Genomic DNA, 16,966 nt, shown 5'->3' on the forward strand with positions numbered 1-16,966 from the left:
GCGCGTTGAGCCAGAAGATCCTGCTTGTCGAAGACGATGCTGCCACCGCCGACTTCATAGCCAAGGGGCTCGACGAAGCGGGCTTCACGGTGGACCGCGCCGGCAACGGTCGCGACGGACTGTTCCTTGCCACTGACGGCGGATACGCCTGCATCGTGCTGGACAGGATGCTGCCGGGACTGGACGGCATGGCAGTTCTGGCCGCGCTGCGAAGTGCGGGCATGGAAACCCCCGTCATCATCCTGTCCGCGCTCGGGTCGCCCGAAGATCGGATCAAGGGCCTTACCAACGGCTGTGACGATTATCTGGTCAAGCCTTTCGCCTTTGCCGAACTGCTCGCGCGCATCCGATTGTTGATCCGCCGCAGCGCTCCTGCTGCCGTCGCCGAGACGGTATTGCGCTGCGACGATCTGGAAATGGACCTCCTTTCCCGCCGCGTCCGCCGGGGTGGTCGGGTGATCGAATTGCAGCCTCGCGAATTCCGTCTGCTGGAATTCCTGCTGCGCCATGTCGATCAGGTCGTGACCCGCACGATGTTGCTAGAAGGCGTGTGGGACTATCACTTCGATCCCGGCACCAACGTGGTGGACGTCCACCTCAGCCGCCTGCGCAAGAAGATTGACGAAGGAGAACCCCGCCGACTGCTGCACACCGCGCGCGGGGCAGGATATCGGATCGGCGCCGAACCGTGAGGATATGGCACTCGACGACGTTCCGCTTCGCGGCGCTCGTCTTCCTGTTCCAGATCGTGGCGGCGGCGGTATTGCTGCTTGGTCCGGCACTTCTGCTACGATCACAAAGCCATGCCGATGCCGTGGAGGTTGCTGAAACCCTGCGGGACGACTTGCTGGATGCCTATGCCGATGGCGGGCAGCCAGCGCTGTCACACGCCATCGAGGCGCGTGTTTCACGCCGGGTGGAACGGGCAAGCGTACTGCTGCTGGCCGGAGCCGATGGAAAGCGCCTCAGCGGCAACCTTGATCGTCTTCCGTCAGACCTGACGCCCGGTGCTGCCTACGCACTGGAAAAACTGTCCCGCTCGGGCCACGCCTTGCCAGAAGCCATGCTGGTCCAATCAACCCGCCTGCCCGATGGTTCGATGCTGGTGACCGGAACTGTAGTGGAAACCGAAAGGCAGGTGCTGGCGCTGCTTGAACGTACCTCGATGATCGCGCTGGGCCTGTCCGTGGTCTTTGCGGCATTTGCAGCCTATGTCTCGACGCGGTTGATCCTGAACCGTCTTGGCGCCAGCGTCGCCACCTTGCGGGACGTTCGCGAAGGTCGCCTGTCCCGGCGCGTTCCCGCCGACGACACGGGCGACGCCTTTGCCCTGCTCGGCAGCGAGGTAAATCAGGCACTGGATCGCGTAGCCGCGCTCAACGCGGAACTGAAGCTGGCGACGGACGCCCTGGCACACGATCTGAAATCGCCCCTCACGCGTATGCGTGCGGCGCTCGACCGGGCGGCACAGCATGTCGATGACCCGCTCGCCCAGCCTTTCGTGGATCAGGCACTGACAGAAAGCGAAAGGCTGATGGCGATCGTCGAAACCGCGCTTACCATTACGCGCGCCGAAGCGGGAATGGGGCGCGAAAGCCTTGCCGATGCCGATTTGTCGGAGCTGCTGGAAACGGTGGCAGAGATATACTCCCCGCTGGTGGAAGATCAGGGCCGCGCAATCATCGTGCATGCGCCTGCTGCGCTGCACATGCGGGTGCATCGTCAGTTGCTGGATCAGGCGCTTGGCAATCTCGTGGACAATACGCTCAAGTACGGCACGGGAACGATCACGCTGTCTCTCATACCCGAGATCAACGGAGCTGCGATCTCGGTCGCCGACGAAGGCCCAGGCATCCCGCCGGAGCGCCGCGAACAGGCGCTGCGCCGTTTCAGTCGGCTGGACGAGGCCCGCGGAGGCTGGGGGGCAGGACTTGGGCTGTCACTCGTGCAGGCCGTGGCGCACCTGCATGGCGGAACGATCGAACTGCAAGACGCCGCGCCGGGTCTGGCGGTGCGGATCAGGCTGATCGAACCGCCCACGCCATCCTAAGGATTTTGATAAGCGGCCTGTTGCTGTTGCGATGCAGCGCCAAGGCTGCAATAGAATTCAGCGGGTGTTCGCCAACGGTCGGCGGGCAGGTTTGGTAGCATCGGTCGGGCCGCCGGTGCATGTTCAGTCATGCCCGGAGCCCACATGGTCCTTTCCCGTCTCAAGCCCCCCAGCGCTCTGCGCCAGTTCCTTGAAGGGCAGTCCTCGGCAGGGCTGTTCCTGATGGCTATGGCGGCACTTGCCCTGATCCTTGCCAATTCGCCCTTGGCCCACGATTACGAGCAGATCCTGCACATCCACCTTGGTCCGCTGTCTATGGCGCACTGGATCAATGATGGACTGATGGCGATATTCTTCCTGCTCGTCGGGCTGGAAATAAAGCGGGAGATGCTTGACGGGCAGCTGTCGTCCTGGTCGCGCCGCGTGCTGCCTGGGATCGCGGCGGTAGGCGGCATGGCCGTCCCCGCCCTGCTGTTCTACGCGTTCAACACCGGCGAAACAGCGAAGGGCTGGGCCATCCCCGCAGCGACGGACATCGCCTTTGCGCTTGGCGTGATTTCGCTGCTGGGCAATCGGGTGCCGGCCTCCTTGCGGGTGTTCCTTGCCGCGCTGGCGATCATCGATGACCTTGGCGCGGTTATCATCATCGCCCTGTTCTACACTGCATCGATTTCTATCCCCGACCTTGCCGGCGCTTTCGCCGTCCTGGTGATGCTTGTCGCCCTGAACCGGTTCCGGGTGCGCAGCCTGACGCCCTATCTTCTGCTTGGCGTGGTCCTTTGGGTACTGACTTACAGGTCCGGGATCCACGCCACGCTGGCGGGTGTCGCATTGGCTCTGACCATTCCGATGGAGGGCACGCCGGCCCGTTCCGATGGTGACGCGACCAGCCCCCTGCATCGGCTGGAACACGCACTGCACCTGCCCGTGGGCTTCATCATCGTCCCGCTGTTTGCCCTTGCCAATGCCGGTGTCCCGGTCCTCAGCCTGCCCGCAGAAGCCCTGGCGGCTCCGGTCACCCTGGGCGTGGCGGTCGGATTGCTGATCGGCAAGCCGCTAGGCGTGTTCGGCCTTTCCATGATCGCGGTGCGCTTTGGCCTTGCCGACGCGCCCGCGCATGCAAGCCGGCTGCAGATGCTGGGCGTTGCCCTGCTGTGCGGCATCGGCTTCACCATGAGCCTGTTCATCGCCCTGCTGGCGTTTCCCGACGCCCCGATACTGCAATCCGAAGCCAAGCTGGGCATCCTGGCCGGCTCGCTTTTGTCGGGGCTGCTGGGTTACGGCATCCTGCGGGTGGCGAACAGGGAACTCCCGGCACAGGCCTGACGCACATCAGGTTACGTTGTGCGGGCAATCCCCAAGCGCGTTCAGGACCATGTAGTAATCCAGGATCGCCTGATCCCTGTTGGCATCGCTGCCCGGCACACGCGTCTGCGACGGCAGGGTCCGGGGCAGGAAACACGCAAGGCTGTACCATTCCAGCGTATCCGGTGCCGGAGGGCGCGATGCCTTTCCGACCACTTCCGAGAAGGAAACGCTCCATACGGGGGCCTTGCCCGGTTCGTGACGCACGGTGACGCTGGCCGTACCGTTGTCTTTTGTGCCCAGCAGCATCTGCGTGCGCCCCTGCCCCGCAAGATTGCCCGGAACATAAAGCAGTTCACGAACACTGGTTGTCGGCGACGGCGTATCCCGCGCGACCAGTCCGGTCAGCACCGATCGCACCCGGCTCTCGGCCTCAGGGGTCCACGGCTGCTGGGCGGTCGGCGTGACAAGGCGCAGTTCTGTGGGCTTGCCGTCCACGCGCCAGGCGAACAGCAGCACGTCCTGCCCGGCGACCACGGAACCGGGCGCGCCCTGCATGGTGGGGACATCCGCGATATAGCGCAGCGATCCCCCGATACCCTGTGTGCCGTAAAGCAGGGCCTGCGTCTTCGCTTCCACAAGGTAGCGTTGGTAGGGGCTGGCCGCGCCTGCCGCATTTGCCGTGTTCACGCGCGTCATCCGCACGATTTGCGCGCGCAGGACAAGCCCGGCGCGCTTGGCAAGTTCAACTGTGTCCGCGTAAGTTGGTGCACCCTGAGCAACGGCGCCGGGCGAGGCAAGGCTGAGCGAAGCGCCAAGCATCAGGCTTGCAAGGCGGGAACAACGGGCAATCATCGAGGTCGGGGCCATCGAGGTCGGGGCTTTCGTGGTTTCGCGGACACAGGTTCAGATCGCGCGTAGCGGCTTGCCCGCGGTCTCCTCGGTAAAGCGTAGCGCGACGAGGCCGACAAGGCACGCGGCGATCATGACATAGGCGGGCATAAGCGGATCGCCCGTCCGGTCGATCAGCCAGGCATTCACCGCCGGAGCCGTCCCGCCGAACAATGATGTCGATAGGTTATAAGCCACGGCAAAGCCCGCGAACCGCACCGCCGTGGGAAAGAACGCCGGGAAAGTCGCCGAAATCGTCGCCAGTTGCGGAACATAAAGCACGCCGAGCACGGCATAACCAACAACCGCGCTTGCCAGCCCGATGCCCATCACATGGTACAGCGGCACTACCGCAAGTATAAGCCCGATCAGGGACGCCATCCACATCGGCTTCCTGCCGATCCGGTCGGACAACGCGCCCGCAAACGGCAACAGCACCATCATGAACAGCATGCCCGCGATCGGCACCGCCAGCGCCGCGTCGGTGGACAGGCCCAGCCGCCGCTCCAGATAAGTCGGCATGTAGCTGAGCAGCGTATAGTTCACGACGTTGAGGGCGATCACCAACCCGCTCATCGCCAGCAAGGGACGGCGATGACGCGCCCACAATTCGCGCAAGGGTGCTCTGGAGCTCTGCTCCTCTGCCTTCTCGGCTTCACGGAACAGGGGCGTTTCCTCCATCCGCGCGCGCAAGTATACCCCTACGAAGCCCAGCGGCCCGGCAAGCAGGAACGGCAGGCGCCATGCCCAGTCACGCATCGCGCTGTCGCCCAGCAGCAGCGAAAAGCCCAGCATCAGCATGGCGCCTGCACAAAATCCCGCCAATGTGCCGACTTCCAGAAAGCTGCCGTAGAACCCGCGCTTTGCGTCCGGCGCATATTCGGCCATGAAGATCGCCGCGCCGCCATATTCACCGCCTGTCGAAAAGCCCTGCACCATGCGCAGGATGACCAGCAGCACGGGTGCCCAGACGCCGATGGTGGCATAAGACGGGATCAGCCCAACCGCGACGGTCGCGCCGGCCATCATCACGATGGTAATGCCCAGAACCGCCTTGCGTCCGTACTTGTCGCCCAGCGGCCCCCAGAAAAAGCCACCCAGCGGACGCACGAGAAACGAGATCGCGAAAGTCGCCAGCGCAAACAGCGTCGCCTCGGAGGTTTCTCCGGGGAAAATGGCGGCCGCGATATAGGTCACGCCATAGGCGTAGATGCCATAGTCGAACCACTCCGTCGCGTTACCTATCGCCGATGCGGCAATGGCGCGATGCAGCAGTTTCGGCGGGGTCTGATCAGTCATTCATTCGTGCTTTCATCCGCCGCCACCGGGTCGAGCGCGGCGGACATGGGGGTCGTGCGCGGCAGCACGACGTAGGTTTCCTGAAGATGTGCGGGCACCGGCTCGGACCGGACCTGACGCCACAAGCCGAAGGCAAGCGCCGCCCCGGCGCATAAGGCGACGAAAAGGAACAATCCGGACGTTCCCGACAAAGTCATGGCGATGGCGCCAAGAGACGGACCGATGGCAGCACCCATGGAATAGAGCAGCACCAGCCCGCCGCTTGCGGCAACGCGCTGCTGCGATGAAAGGTGATCGTTGGTGTGGGCGACGCACAAGGGGTACAGAGCAAAGCTCAAACCACCGAACAGGGCGCCAAAAGCCATCAGCGGGACGATGCCGCTCGTCAGCGCTATGGCAAGGCTTGCGGCAAGCGTTCCCGCAAAACCGATGACGATCACCTTGCGCCGATCCATGCGATCGGACAGGCGGCCGAGCGGCCATTGCAGTGCAACCCCGCCAAGGATGACGACGCTCATGAACGTTGCCGTGGCCGACAGGTCCAGCCCGGACCGCCGCGCATAGACTGCGCCCATCGCATAGAACGCGCCCAGCATGACCCCGGTCAGGAACGCACCCACGATACCCAGCGGCGATACGCAGTAGAGTTCGCGGAAAGACAGTGAAGCGGCCTCGTCCGGCGCGGGTGCTGCAATGCGTGTCAGCACGACCGGCACGGCGGCCAGCGATACAAGGATCGAACCTGCCAGCAGCGGCATGGCAGAGCCGCCCCCGCCAAGGTTGAGTATGAACTGCCCGATCGCCTGCCCGCCATAAAGCGCGATCATGTACCCGGCGAGAACGCTACCCCGCCCTGCCCCTTCGGCCCGCTCGCCCAGCCAGCTTTCAAGGCAGACATATATGCCGGCAAGGCATACCCCGTCGGCAAAGCGCAACAGCCCCCAGAACGCCGCATCGCGGTGGATCGCATACGCCAGCGTACTGGCGCTCAATACCGCCACGAAGGCGGCGAACGCGCGGATATGGCCGATGCGCCGGAGCAAGGAGGGCGCGCGCAGCGATCCCGCGACAAGGCCGGCGAAATAGGCAGTGCCGACAAGGCCGATCGCCAGCGTGCCGCTCCCCGCACGCTCCAGTCGCACGCTGACCAGCGTGTTCATGAAGCCGCCGCCTGCCATCAGCATGAAGATGGCAAGCAGCAGGCTGCGCACGGGAAGGATGGCGTTCAGCATCGGCAGGTCAGGCAGCCATCAGGCCGCAGCGCGCGCCGTCGCCGTTCCGGTCGCCGTCGTCGTTCCCGTCGTCGTTGCCGCGCCTTCGACCAGAGCCTTGTGCAGAACACGCACCGCAGCGTCGAAGTCTTCCACGCCGACGATGAACTGCACGTCCACGTTGCGGATCTGGTGCTGCATGGCAACCATCCCGATGCCCGCGTCGGCCAGCGCCAGCAGTGCGCGCGGGACAAGTCCCGGTTCGTTGAGGTCGCTGCCGATCACCGAGACCATCGCCACCGGCTGCACGGTCACTGCCGCACCGGGCCACTTCGCCTCGATGTCCGCAACGATCGCCGCCATCTGCGCGGTATCAGTGCCCGACAGGTAATGCGTGATCGTATTGGCGTTGGAACTCTTGCTGACGATCCACGCCCCGTGCCGGGTCAGGGTTTCAAGGATCGCGGCATCGTAGCCCTTCTCCCCCACCATGTCCTGTTCGAACACTTGCAGCGCCTGAACCGAGGACAGGCCCGTGACGATCTCGACGCGGGGCGCTTCGGAAACGTAATCGCCGCAGATCAGCGTGCCGCCATCGTGGCGGTCGAAGGTGTTGCGCACGCGCAGGGGAATGCCCGACTGACGCAGCCCGCGTCCGGCACGCGGATGGATCGCCTCCATGCCAAGGTTCGCAAGCTGGTCGGCGACATCATAGTTCGTCCGTCCGATCTTGCGCGCCACCGTCTCTCCGACAAGGCGCGGGTCGGCGCTGGAGAGGTGGAACTCCTTGTGGATGATCGCCTCGCGGGCCTCGGTCAGCACGGCAATGCGCGAGAACGTCATCTCGGAGTAACCACGCGCATAGCGGCGCACCATGCCGCCCTCGCAGCCGGCATAGCCGGTGACGATGGGCATCTGCGTGGCAAGGTCGATCGGGCCGAGTGCTTCCTCGATCCGCGCATCCAGGCTGCGCATGTCCTCATGGTTCCACAAGGTAAGATCGACGAAGACCGCGTTCACGCCCCTGTCGCGCAGCATGAGCGCGGTAGAGTGCGCCGAATGCGCCTCGCCCAGCCCGGCCAGCATCTCGCGCACGGTAGTCATCTGCTCCTTCAGGCAGAAGCGGCCATGGGCGCGCAGGCGGTCGAGGTCATCGAGGCACGTTTCCAGCGCGGCGATGCGCCGGGCAACGAAAGCGTCGGCTTCCTCGCGGCTTTCGGCGCGCGCGAACATCTCTGCATTGCGTGCCCACATTGCGCCCATCACGTCCGCCAGCGCAGAGCGCCAGGCGCCGGGCACTTCGTTGCGAATGAAGTGGGCGTGCACGCCGGGCTGGCCGGATTTCTTGTGCTCCAGCAGCAGGTCCGTCATCCCGGCATAGGCCGAGACGACGAAGATGCGATTGTAGAGATCCGCGCCCTTGCGCCCCGCGATCAGGACGTTGTCGAACACGGTCGAGGTGGCGGCCATCGAAGTGCCGCCGATCTTTTCCACGGAATGGATCCGGGTCATGCGGGTACTCCTTCGAGGCTTCCCGAAACGGGTTGGATCGTCTTCACCTCACGCGCGGCGATGAAGTCGGGGCGCGGGGCGGCGGCGGCGAAAGGCGCTTCAAGCCGGTTGCTCACCGCGTTGTAGACAAGGAAGGCATTCGCGCGCGGAAACGGGGTGATGTTGCCGTTCGATCCGTGCATCGTGTTGCAGTCGAACAGGATCACAGTGCCCGGCTTGCCGGTCGGCGCGACGATACCCTGACGGTGCGCCAGCTCGGCCAGCGTATCCTCATCGGGCACGCCGTATTCCTGCTTGCGCAGCGATTCCTTGTAATGATCGTCCGGCGTCTCGCCCACGCAGGCGATGAAGACATGCTGCGATCCGGGGATCACCATCAGTGGGCCGTTGTTTGGCGTGTTCTCCGCCAGCAGCACCGACATCGACAGAGCGCGCATGCGCGGCATGCCGTCTTCGGCGTGCCAGGTTTCAAAGTCCGAATGCCAGTAGAACTCGCGCCCCTTGAAGCCCGGCTTGTAATTGAGCCTGGACTGATGAAGGTACACCTCGTCGTCGAGAAGATAGCTGGCGACACCCGCCAGTCGTTCATCGGCGGCCAGCCGGGCCATCATCCGGCTCTGCTCGTGTATCTCGAAAATAGAGCGGATTTCGCGGCTGCCCGGCTCGGCGATTACGGTTTCGTCCTTCAGGCCGCCGGGATCGCCCAGCAGGCGGCCGGTCTCTGCCTGCAGCGCGGCAATCTCGGCCTCGGAGAAGACATTCTCCAGCACGAGGTAGCCGTCACGATCGAACTGGGCGATCTGCTCTGCGGTCAGCGGCGCTCCGGCCCGCCATTCGCGGCGGGCGACGGGTTCGCTGCGCGCCAGCAACTGAGGTTCAGGCGCGCAGCGGGTGGGATAATGATCTTGCATCTGGTGCCCCCTGTCTCCTTAGTCTGCGAGTGCCGGTTCACTGGTGTCGGCAGGATAGGCGCCGTTCTCGTCGTGGACTTCCCGGCCGGTGACGGGCGGATTGAAGACGCAGGCACAGACGATGTCCTGCACCGGACGCACGATATGCCTGTCATTGGCGTTCAGCGCATACATCACGCCCGGCTTCAGTTCGTGCGTCAGGCCGGTGCCCAGATCCTCGATGGTGCCCTCGCCCTGCATGACGAGCACCGCTTCCAGATGGTTCTGGTAATGCATGTGCAGTTCCTCGCCCGCGAACATCGTGGTGACGTGGAACGAGAAACCCATCTTGTCGTCCTTCAGCAGCAGGCGATCAGAATGCCAGCCATTGGATTCAACGTGACGGTCGGACTTGCGGATATCGTTGAGATTGCGAACGATCATATGTGTATTCCTTTGAATTGATGGGGAAGATCAGGCGGCGACAAGCTTGCGCTTCACCGGCGCGATCGCCTGCGCGACCGCCTCTTCCAGAATGTCCAGCCCTGCTTCGAGCACGGCGTCCTCGATCGTCAGCGGGGCAAGCACCTTGACGATTTCGTCGTGTGCGCCGCTGGTTTCGATGATCAGTCCCTCGTCGAAACAGGCCGAGGTGATCTGCGATGCAACCTCGCCCGTGCCCACGTTGATGCCGCGCATCATTCCCCGGCCGCGCGTGGTGAGGCCGTGGCGCTCGGCGATGCGATCAAGGCGACGCTCCAGGATGCCGCCGCGGCGGGCAACCGCATCGGCGAATGCCGGATCGGCCCAGAATTCGCGCAGGGCAGCCGTTGCGGTCACGAAAGCGTGATTGTTGCCGCGGAACGTGCCGTTATGCTCACCCGGATTCCAGACATCGAGGTCCGGCCGCATCAGCGTCAGCGCAAAGGGCAGGCCCATCCCCGACAACGACTTCGCCAGCGTGACGATATCAGGCGTGAAGCCCATGCCTTCGAAACTGAAGAAGCCGCCGGTGCGACCGCAGCCTGCCTGAATATCGTCGACGATCATCAGCGCGCCATGCTTCTTCGCCAGCGCGGCGATGCGGCGCAGCCATTCGGGACGCGCGGCATTCAGACCGCCTTCGCCCTGCACTGTCTCGACAAGGAAGGCAGCAGGCGCGTCAAGACCGCTCGAAGGGTCGGCAAGGCGCTGTTCCAGCAGGTCTGCGGTATCCACATCATCGCCATAATAGCCGTCGAACGGCTCATGGCTCACGTGGCTGAGCGGCACGCCGGCGCCGCTGCGCTTGCCCGCATTGCCGGTGCAGGCCAGCGCGCCCAGCGTCATGCCGTGGAAACCGTTGGTGAAAGCCACCACCAGTTCACGACCCGTTACCTTGCGCGCCAGCTTGATGGCCGCCTCGACCGCATTCGTCCCGGTCGGTCCGGTGAACATCGCGCGATAATCGAGCCCTCGCGGAGACAGGATCACGTCCTCGAACGTGCGCAGGAAAGCGGCCTTTGCATCCGTGTGCAGGTCAAGCGCGTGCGTCACGCCGTCATCGGCGATATAATCCATCAGCGCCTTCTTCAGCACCGGATGGTTGTGCCCGTAATTCAGCGAGGAGCAGCCCGACAGGAAATCAAGATAGCGCCCGCCTTCATTGTCATGCAGCCAGACGCCTTGCGCCTTGCCGAACTGGCGCGGCATCGAGCGCGAATAGCTGCGCACGCTGCTTTCACGGCGGTCATAGATCTTCGTATCCGGCGCAGTGGCGCTCGGCATGGGGGTCTTGGTCATGTCAGGAAGTCCCTGTTCAAGTATTGGCGGAAGGCAGCGGGGCGATGCTCGCCTGCCATTCCGTGTCATGCGCACCGGCAAAGTGCGCCTCGCGTTCAAAACGCGGCGATCGGCTGAGCGACGCGCCGTGGCGGCGCGCGAAAGCCGTGAACAGACCCCAGCTTGCAGGGTTGTTCTCGGTGATGGTGGTTGTCAGCGTGGTCGCACCGCGCACCGCGGGACGGGCCAGCAATGCATCCAGCATCCGCCCGCCCAGACCTTCACCGCGAGCCGATGCGTCCACCGCGACCTGCCACACGAATATGCGCTCAGGGTGCGAAGGCGCACGATAGCCGGATATCCAGCCGATGATCCTTCCATCACGCTCGGCGATGACGCAGGTATCGGCGAAATCACTGCACTGAAGCAGGTTGCAATAGGCGGAATTGGGATCGAGCGGCGGCGATGCCGCGATCAGGGCCGTGACGGCAGCGCCATCCTCGGCCGTGGGGCAGCGCATGACGACCTCGCCCAGAGGGACGCGGTCATGCGGCGCGTTCTCGGAGCCCCCGGAATCGATCCGGAGACTGGCCTCGTTCGCATTCAAATCTAAGATTACTTCACCCTCCGAAGCACATCATTGTGCTTGGCAATTGCCTCTTTGTGACTGCGCTCGCGACAAAACATAGCTATTTCGTGCCGCATTGCAACAGCCCAACGCGGATAAGGTTGCAGGGCATCGTAATATAATGTCATAAATCTTCCACATCCGAAGCATCTTCCGGCTTGGCGCAAAGCCGCGGGAAAGCTAGCTGTGAGGCATGGAAACCGACCTCACGCCGGCAGCGCTGACGGCATTGCGAAAAATTCTCGATGCTGCCGACATGGACAACCGCAAGATGGCAGCGGCAACGGGCCTGACGCCATCACAAGGGCTGGTGCTGCGCCAGATCTGCGCGCATGAGGCCACCACACCCGGCGCAGTAGCGGCGGCATTGCGGTTCGGTCAGGCAACCATAACGAACATCGTCGACAGGCTTGTCGCGCTGGGCCTTGTCACCCGCACCCGCAGCATGGCCGACAAGCGCCAGATACTGCTGCAGGCAACCGAAGAAGGCCGCGAAAAGCTGCGGGCCTCGCCCTTCCCGCTCCAGTTGCGCTTCAGTCAGGGATACGCGCAACTGGAGCGGTGGGAGCAGGCGATGCTGCTGGCCGGCCTTGAAAGGCTGGGCTCGTTGCTATCAACCGAAACGCCTCCGATGCAGGGCGAGTAACCCTGCCCGGTCAGGCCGCCGCCGACTGGTTGCGACCGCCGCGCTTGGCGCGATAAAGCGCTTCGTCGGCAGCCGCCAGGATGCGCTCCGGATCGCTGTCGATCGATAGCGGCGCTATGCCGACGCTGACGGTAGCGGCGATGACCGGGCCGGACGGCGTATCGACCCCCACCGCGCCAAGCCGCATGCGAATGCGCTCACACACAAGATGTGCCTGCTCGACGGACAGGCCGGCCAGCAGCACCGCGAATTCCTCACCCCCCAGCCGCGCGACGAGATCGCCGTCCCGCACTGCTCCGCGCACGATCGCAACGAAACGTACCAGCACCGCGTCCCCTGCGGCGTGACCGTATTCGTCGTTGATGCGCTTGAAATGATCGAGATCGAAAACCGCCAGACATCCGGCTTCGCCCCCCATCGAAGGCGACGTCACCAGCGCGCCAAGGGCATCGTCGAAAGCACGGCGATTGCTGGCACCCGTCAGCGGGTCCGTCATCGCCTGCTGCCTGAGGTCCTCGACGAAGTGGCGCCGCTCCGTAACCTCGCGAATGATGCTGATGGTGCCCGACACATTGCCGTCCGCATTGACCATCGCGCGCACATGGCTTTCCACCCAGACGACGCTGCCGCCTTTCTGGATAACCCGGTATTCGACGATGGCACTATCTTCGGGAGAGGCCATGACCGCCCGCCGGGTTTCAAGGACCAGCGGCAGATCTTCCGGCATGATCAGGTTGAACAGCGGCCGCCCGCCCAGCTCGGTAGCCGGGTATCCGGTTACGCGCTCCACCGAGGGGGAGGCATAGCGCACCGTACCGTCAAGCCCCGCACGCAGCACAATGTCGCTCATGCGGTCCAGAACAAGCCGATGAAGCGCCTCTGCCGCGTGCAGACGTTCAACGATCCGGCGGCGCGCGTAAAGCTCGGCTGCCAGAGGCAGCAACAGCAACACGATCGTGGCGAAATATATCTGCAGGACCTGCAGCTTGAGCGCCATGCCGCCCGTCAGGAGCGCCGTAGGGCCAAGTCCTGCCAAAGAACAGGCAAGCCCCACCGGGATGACGATCATGATCGACGCAACCGCTCCGAACCGGCCCAGCTTGAAGGTCGCCGCGATCATCGGCAGGAAAGGCACCACTACAAGCGGGATCCTGCTCTGCCCGAATGCGGCGAGCGAGGCCAACAGCACCAGACCCAGGAGGCCGAAGGTTCGCCGTTGGACGCGCGGGCCGGCCGTCCGCGTCCACTGCGCCACGTCACCGCGCAGAAGCAGCACCAGCGGCGGCCCGAATACGATGAAACCCAGTGCATGCCCGGCATACCAGTCGCGCCACGCCGTCAGGTAGCCGACATCACGCGCCGCATTCGCGATCACGGCAGCGAACACCGCGGATAGTGCGGGCAAGGTAAAGCCGCAGATGATCAGGAACGTCATCACCTCGCGCATGGATTGAAAGCGGCCGAAGCGCGGGAAAAACCGGCGCATCAGCCATGCCGCGCCGACCGCTTCGACAATGCAGGCCAGCGGAAGCCCCACCCCCGCCCAGCCCTTGAAGCCGAACAGCTGCGAAGCGCAGATCGCCGCCGGAACGCACAAGACGATGATCGGCATCCACCGGCGGCGCGGAGTAACCTGAAGCCTTGCGAACAAAACCGCGCCTGCCAACCAGACCACGGCAATACCACCATCGAAGCGTGTCAGCATAAGAGCAAGCAACGCGCAGACGAAATAGGCAATCGCGGTGCCGAGCACCTCAGCCGGGTGCCACCAAACGCGACGGGTCGACTCGTGGAACATCATCTTCGTCTAATGAAACATGGTTTACCTGTGGTAAACGCCTATGCGCACAGCAACTTACGCGAGACCGGTCCATCGCAACGCGGGCCGTTCCTGTAACCTCGCCCTTCCCCCCTCACCGGACAGCGATCAAACTGCAAAGTCGTGTGGCCATCGGCAGCGCCAGCCCCACTCTGGCACAGGCGCGCAGCGGCTGTCGCCCATGCGTAACAAGGGGGTGATCATGGACGGACTGATGGGGCGCCGCGGGGCGATGCAGATCATGGGCGCCGGCCTTGGCAGCGGCATACTTGCTTCCTCAGTGCCAGCCGCCTCCACCACTGCCTCCGCCTCCGCAAAGGAGCAGACGGCCACCTCCGGCGATGCAAAGATGCGACGGGGCTATGCCGATGGCCCCTACGGACAGATCCATTATCTTGACGGAGTGAACGGCACGCCCCTGATATTGCTGCATCAGGCGGTAATGACCGCAAATCAGTTCGACCGCGTTTTCGCGCCGCTCGCAAGGCATGGCTTTCGTCCGATCGCGATCGACCTTCCGGGCTTCGGCCTGTCCGACAAACCGCCTTTTGAACCCAGGGTGAGCGATTACGCGCCGGTCGTCCCGGCCGTGCTCGATGCGTTGGGCATTCGGCGCGCAATCGTGGCGGGGCATCACACAGGCGCGCTGGTGACCAATGAAGTGGCCATCCAGTTCCCGGAGCGGGTCGTGGCCAACGTCATCTGCGGCCCTCTGTTCATTCCCGATGAGCAGCGTGCTGCCCTGATCGCCGACATCGGCGGCCGCGAACGCGCGTTCAAGGCGCTGCCCCATGCCGCCCACATGAACCAGTTGGCACAGGCCCGCGAACGCTACGCCATGGGTTCCATCAGCGCAGAGCGTATCAGTGACTACGTGGTGCAGGCCATGCTGGCGTTCCAGCGCGGCGCATACTGGTACGGGCACAACGCCGGCCTTACCTACCGACAGGAAGCGCCACTGATGAAGATCCGGCAACCCACGCTGCTGCTGACCAATACCGGCGACATGCTTTATGCCTCCGCGCTCAAGGCAAGGGAAATGCGCCCGGACTTCGCCTTTGCCGAATTGCAGGGCGGCGGGATCGACATCGTCGATCAGCAGCCCGAACAATGGGCCGGCGCAATTGCCGAATTCGCCAGATCGATCGCCTGACGCGTCAGGCCGAAAGGATCGCCACGTCGTCCTCTCGGGGCGCGGCGCCGTCGTAGGAAGGAAGCAGGTCGAAACTGTCGGGAGTCAGCTTTGCATCGGCAAGACCAGCCAGCTTGAACTGTCCAAGGCGCGGCTCTTCATCGCTGCGCCATGCCTTTTCAGGGTTGAGTGCGGAGATGAACAAATCGCCCCGTCGCTCAAACAGAAGATGGGGCGCCAGCCGAATGACAGCCCCGTTATACCGCGCTTCCACCAACCTGCGGGTCGTGATCGCTTCCATAATCGTTAACCGCAGATCACTCATTTCAACTTCGCTCTTTGTCCATGCGACTGTTTGTGCATCGCAGCACGTTCGGGCATTTGAACCGGAAACGCAAGTCGGCCATCCCCGGTTTCAAGCCGTGATGGCCGCCTGGCGGCTCATTATTTCGCGCAAAAGATCCTCTGATCAGTGCAACTTGAGGCGCGGCCTTACCACGCGGTTCACATGGCCGACGGCGATCAGTGCACAGCCCTTGATCCAGCCGTGAATGGCGATGAGGTGCATCCGGTACAGTGACAGGTAGATCATGCGGGCAAGCCGCCCCTCCACCGCCATGCGCCCGCCGACCAGATTGCCCATCAGCGTGCCTACCGTCGAGAACCGGCTGAGCGACACCAGAGAGCCCCGATCCTTGTAATCGAAGTCCTTAAGCGGCTTGCCGGTCATCAGACGCGCAAGGTTGTCGAACGCGGTCGCTGCCATCTGGTGCGCGGCCTGCGCGCGCGGCGGGATAGGGCGATCCCTGCCCGGCAGCATACAGAACGCACAGTCCCCCAGCGCGAAGACTTTGGGATCGGTCACGCTTTGAAGGGTGGGCGTAACGACGATCTGCCCTGACCTTGAAAGCTCAAGGCCGTCCAGCCCGTCTGCAATGGGTCTGGCCTTGACCCCCGCTGCCCAGACCTGAAGATCAGCTTCGATCAGTTCGCCATCGCCGGTGATCATGCCCGATGCAGTGCTTTCCACGATGGGCGTCGAAGTCCTGACGCGCACGCCAAGGTTCTGCAATTCTTCACGGGCGGATTCGGCAAGGCGTTCCGGCAAGGCGGGCAGGATGCGGGGGCCGGCCTCAACCAGCGTGACCTTCAACCGTCCACGGTCGAACACTTCCAGACCATAATGGCCGAGGGCATCGGCGGCATTGAAAAGCTCTGCCGCCAGTTCGACCCCGGTGGCCCCGCCGCCAACGATGGAAACCTTTACTCGGGCGTCGCTGCCCTCGTCCGCAGACATGGCGCGCGATACGCGCAGGCACTGGTCCAGCAAGCGATCGCGAAAGAGGTCCGCATCGGCGCGGCGGTCAAGGAAAATGCAATTCTCCCGCACCCCCGGCGTGCCGAAATCGTTGGTAACCGAGCCATAGGCCAGCACCAGATAATCGTAGCGCAGTTCCTGCGCGCCCACGACTTCGGCTCCGCGATCGTCAAGGATCGGGGCCAGATGGATGCGCTGCGCAGAACGGTCGATACCTGCCAGCGTACCCTTGAAGTAGCGGTAGCCCCACTTGTGGCAATGGCCGCGATAGCCGACCTCATCGAGATTGGCGTCAAGCGATCCAGCGGCCACTTCGTGCAGCAGCGGCTTCCAGATGTGAGTGCGGTTCTCATCCACAAGGATGATGTCGTGGTGCGCGCGGCCATAGCGGGCGCCCAGCCGGGTGGCCAGTTCAAGCCCTGCGGCACCGCCGCCAACGATCACGATCTGGGTCTTCTGAGATTGCACGTCTGGTCCTTCATTCGGGGCATCTTGCCGCGCGAA

The 16,966-nt window shown here is 63.8% G+C and carries 16 protein-coding genes; 5 read left to right on the top strand and 11 right to left on the bottom strand.

The annotated features are described in order from the left end of the window. The first annotated feature begins 5 nt into the window (after nucleotides 1–5). From A8V01_RS00800 to nhaA, 3 genes are all read left to right on the top strand, one after another. Nucleotides 6–692 carry a winged helix-turn-helix domain-containing protein gene (locus A8V01_RS00800; RefSeq protein WP_103094051.1) on the top strand — a complete coding sequence of 229 codons (687 nt, stop codon included), beginning with the start codon at nucleotides 6–8 and terminating at the stop codon, nucleotides 690–692. Beyond that, nucleotides 689–2,050 carry a sensor histidine kinase gene (locus tag A8V01_RS00805; RefSeq protein WP_103094052.1) on the top strand — a complete coding sequence of 454 codons (1,362 nt, stop codon included), beginning with the start codon at nucleotides 689–691 and terminating at the stop codon, nucleotides 2,048–2,050. Before A8V01_RS00800 ends, A8V01_RS00805 begins: the two co-directional genes overlap by 4 nt. 144 nt (nucleotides 2,051–2,194) lie before the next feature. Next, complete coding sequence (nhaA, locus tag A8V01_RS00810; RefSeq protein WP_103094053.1) at nucleotides 2,195–3,376, top strand: Na+/H+ antiporter NhaA; 1,182 nt, start codon at nucleotides 2,195–2,197, stop codon at nucleotides 3,374–3,376. A 6-nt stretch (nucleotides 3,377–3,382) separates the two neighbouring features. Here the strand turns inward: nhaA and A8V01_RS00815 are convergent, their stop codons facing one another. From A8V01_RS00815 to ectA, 8 genes are read right to left on the bottom strand one after another with little or no spacing between them, the layout of a single operon-like run. After that, complete coding sequence (locus tag A8V01_RS00815; RefSeq protein ID WP_245892187.1) at nucleotides 3,383–4,225, bottom strand: hypothetical protein; 843 nt, start codon at nucleotides 4,223–4,225, stop codon at nucleotides 3,383–3,385. Between the two features lie 36 nt (nucleotides 4,226–4,261). Beyond that, the gene (locus tag A8V01_RS00820) at nucleotides 4,262–5,545 is read right to left on the bottom strand and encodes an MFS transporter (protein ID WP_103094055.1); all 1,284 of its coding nucleotides are present in this window, start codon (nucleotides 5,543–5,545) and stop codon (nucleotides 4,262–4,264) included. Next, on the bottom strand, nucleotides 5,542–6,777 hold the full coding sequence (locus A8V01_RS00825) for an MFS transporter (protein WP_103094056.1): 1,236 nt from the start codon (nucleotides 6,775–6,777) through the stop codon (nucleotides 5,542–5,544). The genes A8V01_RS00820 and A8V01_RS00825 overlap by 4 nt, the downstream gene beginning before the upstream one ends. Nucleotides 6,778–6,795: 18 nt before the next feature. Continuing rightward, nucleotides 6,796–8,268, bottom strand: coding sequence for an aspartate kinase (locus A8V01_RS00830; protein ID WP_103094057.1), 1,473 nt, complete (start codon nucleotides 8,266–8,268; stop codon nucleotides 6,796–6,798). Then, nucleotides 8,265–9,179, bottom strand: a complete 915-nt coding sequence (gene thpD / locus A8V01_RS00835; protein WP_103094058.1) for an ectoine hydroxylase — start codon at nucleotides 9,177–9,179, stop codon at nucleotides 8,265–8,267. The genes A8V01_RS00830 and thpD overlap by 4 nt, the downstream gene beginning before the upstream one ends. A gap of 18 nt (nucleotides 9,180–9,197) precedes the next feature. Then, entirely contained in the window at nucleotides 9,198–9,602 is a 405-nt protein-coding gene (locus tag A8V01_RS00840) for an ectoine synthase (protein ID WP_103094059.1), read from the bottom strand. Between the two features lie 30 nt (nucleotides 9,603–9,632). Continuing rightward, complete coding sequence (ectB, locus tag A8V01_RS00845) at nucleotides 9,633–10,940, bottom strand: diaminobutyrate--2-oxoglutarate transaminase (RefSeq protein WP_103094060.1); 1,308 nt, start codon at nucleotides 10,938–10,940, stop codon at nucleotides 9,633–9,635. 16 nt (nucleotides 10,941–10,956) lie between these two features. Then, the gene (gene ectA, locus A8V01_RS00850; RefSeq protein ID WP_103094181.1) at nucleotides 10,957–11,439 is read right to left on the bottom strand and encodes a diaminobutyrate acetyltransferase; all 483 of its coding nucleotides are present in this window, start codon (nucleotides 11,437–11,439) and stop codon (nucleotides 10,957–10,959) included. A 301-nt stretch (nucleotides 11,440–11,740) separates the two neighbouring features. Here ectA and A8V01_RS00855 point away from each other — a divergent pair, with 301 nt between their 5' ends. Continuing rightward, nucleotides 11,741–12,193, top strand: a complete 453-nt coding sequence (locus tag A8V01_RS00855; RefSeq protein WP_103094061.1) for a MarR family winged helix-turn-helix transcriptional regulator — start codon at nucleotides 11,741–11,743, stop codon at nucleotides 12,191–12,193. Between the two features lie 10 nt (nucleotides 12,194–12,203). Here A8V01_RS00855 and A8V01_RS00860 read toward each other — a convergent pair whose 3' ends face one another. Further along, nucleotides 12,204–13,994, bottom strand: coding sequence for a sensor domain-containing diguanylate cyclase (locus A8V01_RS00860; RefSeq protein ID WP_245892190.1), 1,791 nt, complete (start codon nucleotides 13,992–13,994; stop codon nucleotides 12,204–12,206). Between the two features lie 220 nt (nucleotides 13,995–14,214). Between A8V01_RS00860 and A8V01_RS00865 the strand changes: the two genes are divergently transcribed. Beyond that, the gene (locus tag A8V01_RS00865) at nucleotides 14,215–15,165 is read left to right on the top strand and encodes an alpha/beta fold hydrolase (RefSeq protein ID WP_103094183.1); all 951 of its coding nucleotides are present in this window, start codon (nucleotides 14,215–14,217) and stop codon (nucleotides 15,163–15,165) included. Nucleotides 15,166–15,169: 4 nt separating this feature from the next. Here the strand turns inward: A8V01_RS00865 and A8V01_RS00870 are convergent, their stop codons facing one another. Beyond that, a complete protein-coding gene (locus A8V01_RS00870; RefSeq protein WP_103094062.1) occupies nucleotides 15,170–15,469 on the bottom strand; it encodes a hypothetical protein in 300 nt (99 codons plus the stop codon). Nucleotides 15,470–15,613: 144 nt separating this feature from the next. Continuing rightward, nucleotides 15,614–16,930: an NAD(P)/FAD-dependent oxidoreductase gene (locus A8V01_RS00875; protein ID WP_103094063.1), complete on the bottom strand. Its 1,317-nt coding sequence runs from the start codon at nucleotides 16,928–16,930 to the stop codon at nucleotides 15,614–15,616. Nucleotides 16,931–16,966: the final 36 nt, after the last annotated feature.

Source organism: Novosphingobium guangzhouense (assembly GCF_002896965.1).
In the GTDB taxonomy this organism is placed as follows: Bacteria; Pseudomonadota; Alphaproteobacteria; order Sphingomonadales; family Sphingomonadaceae; genus Novosphingobium; species Novosphingobium guangzhouense.